The sequence below is a fragment of the Candidatus Chloroploca sp. Khr17 genome (assembly GCF_004138165.1).
Classification (GTDB): Bacteria; Chloroflexota; Chloroflexia; order Chloroflexales; family Chloroflexaceae; genus Chloroploca.
This window is the reverse complement of record NZ_RYFF01000124.1, coordinates 1-3,329: the sequence shown is the minus strand read 5'-3', so window position 1 is coordinate 3,329 and position 3,329 is coordinate 1. Positions and strand designations below refer to the sequence as shown.

Annotated in this window: 5 protein-coding genes and 1 pseudogene; 2 read left to right on the top strand and 4 right to left on the bottom strand. The window is 67.4% G+C overall.

The window, feature by feature from the left end; translation table 11 throughout:
- Positions 1-56: 56 nt before the first annotated feature.
- From EKD05_RS25215 to EKD05_RS25205, 3 genes are all read right to left on the bottom strand, one after another.
- Entirely contained in the window at positions 57-530 is a 474-nt protein-coding gene (locus tag EKD05_RS25215) for a hypothetical protein (protein ID WP_129678380.1), read from the bottom strand.
- 219 nt (positions 531-749) lie between these two features.
- Entirely contained in the window at positions 750-1,049 is a 300-nt protein-coding gene (locus EKD05_RS25210) for a hypothetical protein (protein ID WP_129678378.1), read from the bottom strand.
- 152 nt (positions 1,050-1,201) lie between these two features.
- Complete coding sequence (locus tag EKD05_RS25205; RefSeq protein WP_129678376.1) at positions 1,202-2,377, bottom strand: ParM/StbA family protein; 1,176 nt, start codon at positions 2,375-2,377, stop codon at positions 1,202-1,204.
- On the opposite strand from EKD05_RS25205, the gene EKD05_RS25200 reads away from it, so the two are divergent.
- Together EKD05_RS25200 and EKD05_RS25195 are read left to right on the top strand one after the other, a co-directional pair.
- Complete coding sequence (locus EKD05_RS25200) at positions 2,376-2,666, top strand: nucleotidyltransferase family protein (RefSeq protein ID WP_129678374.1); 291 nt, start codon at positions 2,376-2,378, stop codon at positions 2,664-2,666. The two genes, EKD05_RS25205 and EKD05_RS25200, sit on opposite strands and share 2 nt — an antisense overlap.
- The gene (locus EKD05_RS25195) at positions 2,663-2,998 is read left to right on the top strand and encodes a DUF86 domain-containing protein (protein WP_129678372.1); all 336 of its coding nucleotides are present in this window, start codon (positions 2,663-2,665) and stop codon (positions 2,996-2,998) included. The genes EKD05_RS25200 and EKD05_RS25195 overlap by 4 nt, the downstream gene beginning before the upstream one ends.
- A 58-nt stretch (positions 2,999-3,056) precedes the next feature.
- Here the strand turns inward: EKD05_RS25195 and EKD05_RS26970 are convergent.
- A pseudogene (locus EKD05_RS26970) lies at positions 3,057-3,329 on the bottom strand (hypothetical protein); the annotation flags it as partial.

Below are 3,329 nucleotides of genomic sequence, written 5' to 3'. Positions count from 1 at the left end.
CTAAACCTCTATAAAAACGAACATATGTATGTCGTCTGGCTCGCCCAATGGACACGTCAACGTAATATCTGCCAGGTCTCAACCATCCCCCGAGAGAAGCGGCGCAGCAGCCGCTCGGAGCCGAGCGCAAAGGCAAAGCTCATGGCTACCAACAGCAGCGCGTTGGGCCACCAGGCCGGGACACTGGTGGTGCCACCCAGGGCAGTGACGAGATGCCCCCAGTCTAGCACGTTCTGGGGGGTCGTGCCAACCAGCCAGGGGAACCACTGGGCGGCAAGCGGGAGCAGGCCGACCAGCGTGGTTCCCACGTCAACGAGCACACAACTCACGAGCAGCAGCAGGTACCACGGGTCGCGCCAGCGGTACCAGAGAGACAGCTCGGCGCGGGAGAGCAGGACGTGGAAGAGGAAGCCGAGCAGGCCGGTCAGCGGGGTCAGCCCCACCGGCGCGGTGATGCCGAGCACCGTGAAGCTGGCGTTGCTCAGCCAGACGCCCAGGCCGAGCAGGAAGAAGAACACCTCGCCGAGCATCCGGTCGCGCCAGGTCTGCGGGGCCCGGCGGCGCGACCGTGCGGACGCACGGGGTGCGGGGCTTCCACGAGCGGCCGATGCCGGACGCAGCGGCTCCGGGGGCGCGGGCTCCACCGGCCCCGCATCAGCGGGGGCCGGCGGTGGGGACACGACGAGCGGCGTGGCGGGTGGGATCCGTGGACGGCGGCGGAGGGTCAACGGCATGATCGTCTCCTTGCACTAGCCGTCAAAGGCACCGAAGTGGGCCACCGCCGCCTCCACGTGGCGTTTCGCGGCCAGGATCGCACGCGGGTCAGGCAGGTCGCCAGAGAGCGGGGGGGCCGCGTCTGGGTGGGCCGGGAGGCTGATGTGGCCCGTGGTCACCAAAAAGCCGAGCAGCGCCCACTCGCCGAGCATCCGGGCGGCTGGACTGTGCCGCCCGGTCTGTTTCACGGCCGCCAGCACCTCGCGTAACGCGCCAAAGCGCGGGTCGTCCGCCGGCACACTCGCATAGTATCGATCCGGAAAGGTCGTCTTCATCGGGGTCTCCTCCAATGGCGCACGCATGCGCCATACGGTGGGTGCGAGCGGGGAGGCCACGGGCGCACCCGCCGCTCGCACCCGGCTGATTCAGCGTCCCATTGCGGAAACACGCCGTTGAGCGGGGATCGGCCCAACGGCGCACCAACGGGTCATTGCCCCTGCACGCGATAGGTCGCCAGCCGTTCGATGCCATCGGCCACCCGGATGAGGGCGTCGGACAGCAGGGTCACGGACGTGAGCGGCGCGAGCAGGGCGCTGATGGTTGGGGCCATCACCTGGCCGCCCCCGCCGCAGAGCAGCACCTCGCCCTGGGCCAGGGTGCGCTCCCAGCGCGGCAGCACCTGCGCAAGGATCGCGCTGGCCGTGTCGTGCAGAGCCGTCTGCAGCTCGGCCCGCACGTCGCAGGGAGCCCCCGCGACCGTGATCGTGGCCTCCCCCTGGCGCAGCAGCGTCAGCACCTGGCCCGCCTCCAAGTGCCGCAAGCGCGGGAAGCGGCGCTGGATGAGCACCCGCGCCGTCTCGGCTGCGTGCTGCACCCCCAGCCGGAGGCCACCCTCGCTTCCTGGGATCAGGTCAAGGCCCTGTCGTCCCGTGAAATCGGTGGTCCCGCCACCGATATCGAGGACATAGCGCTGGCGCAGCAGCGCCCCGTTGGCGGCGATGCGCCCATCCGGGGTGAAGAGCAGGGTGGCGAGCGCGCCAATCGGCTGCGGGATGAACGACGTCCGCATGATGGTAACGGTGTAGGTCGTCGCACCCCACTGGAGCACATGCGGGATCGGTGGACTGCCTGGCTCCGTCTTGCCGGTCAGCCGCTGATGCAACGTGGTTCGCACCTGCGGGTGCGGATCATCCGCGACTGGCAGCCCCCCGGCGAAGATGACCTGCGCCCGCGTAACCCCGGCGGGCAGGCTGGCGACGATGGCGGCGAGATGCAGCAGCAGGTAGGCGGGGGCCTGGGCGCGGAGTTCGGCGCTGCCAATGAGGGCAACATCGGTGACGCCCGCCCGCTGCGCATCGTGGCCGACCAGGTAGGGCGTGTTCGGCTCGATGCCCGCCGGCCCGCTGAGATAGACCCAGGGCTGCACCGGGGTCTCGGTGATGAAACAATAGCCCGGGCGACTGCTGAGCATCCGCACCAACGATGGCGCGATCGCCCAGGCCCCGCCCTGGTGGCGGTACTTCGTCGTGACATTGCCGATATCGGCGGCGATCAGGATGGGGGTGGTGGTCATCTGGTGGGCTCCTTGTGCGCGTTGGCCCCATGCGTGCCCAACTGCGCTATAATTGAACGACAGTCGTATTGAACGGGAGGTCATTCCCATGGGCGAACAGGATCTGCTGCACGTGCAGCGTGACGCAATGAGCCAGATTGCCGAGCGCCACGGCGTGACCCGTGTGCGCATCTTTGGTTCGATGGCGCGTGGCGAAGCAACCCCTGAGAGCGACATCGATTTGCTGGTTGAGACCGGCCCGGCCACGAGTGCCTGGTTTCCCGCCGGACTGATCCTCGATCTTGAGCACCTCCTCGGGCGACGGGTCGATGTGGTGACCGAGCGGGCACTGCACCCGGCCATCCGCGAGCGCGTGCTCCAGGAAGCGCGTCCGTTATGAGCGACGATACGATCTACCTGCAGCCTATCCTGGCGTGCATCAGCCGGATTGAGCGCCACGTGGCTGGTGGCCGTGAGGCCTTTCTTGCCTCGGATCTGCTGCAGGATGCAACGCTCCGCAACCTGCAAACCTTGTCCGAAGCAACGCAGCGCCTGTCCGCAGCGGACAAGGCAACGCAGCCCCAGATCCCCTGGGCGCAGATTGCGGCCTTTCGCAACGTCCTGGTGCATGTCTACTTGAGCATTGACCTCGAACAAATCTGGATCGTGATTCATCACGATATTCCTCCCCTGAAACAGGCGGTGCGTGCGCTGTTGGACGCTCAGCCGTAGGCCGACATGCTCCGTGGATGTGCGCCGCAACGAGCCATGCTGGCTGCGGCGCAGCGGTTCATGCCGGGCGCTCGTCGCGCCCGGCACGGCGATAATCTGTCGCCGCGATGCGCAGGATCTCGCCGGCGAAGGCGTGCTGATGCATCCGCGAGACGATGCGTTGATCAAGGTGTTCCAGCGCCCGATTGCTCGTGATGATCGTCGGCAATGCCAGGTTATAGCGGTGATTGACGATCTGGTAGAGCTTCTCGCGCGCGACCGTTACGACTTGGGGACTACTTCTGCCAGCCCCTCTGGGGGCCAGCCGAGCAACTGCCCCCGACAGAGCTGG

Coding starts and splice junctions, on each gene's coding strand:
- EKD05_RS25210 (WP_129678378.1), bottom strand. CDS start 1,049: ATGAAGACGACCTTTCCGGATCGATACTATGCGAGTGTGCCGGCGGAC.
- EKD05_RS25215 (WP_129678380.1), bottom strand. CDS start 530: ATGCTCGGCGAGGTGTTCTTCTTCCTGCTCGGCCTGGGCGTCTGGCTG.
- EKD05_RS25205 (WP_129678376.1), bottom strand. CDS start 2,377: ATGGGAATGACCTCCCGTTCAATACGACTGTCGTTCAATTATAGCGCA.
- EKD05_RS25195 (WP_129678372.1), top strand. CDS start 2,663: ATGAGCGACGATACGATCTACCTGCAGCCTATCCTGGCGTGCATCAGC.
- EKD05_RS25200 (WP_129678374.1), top strand. CDS start 2,376: ATGGGCGAACAGGATCTGCTGCACGTGCAGCGTGACGCAATGAGCCAG.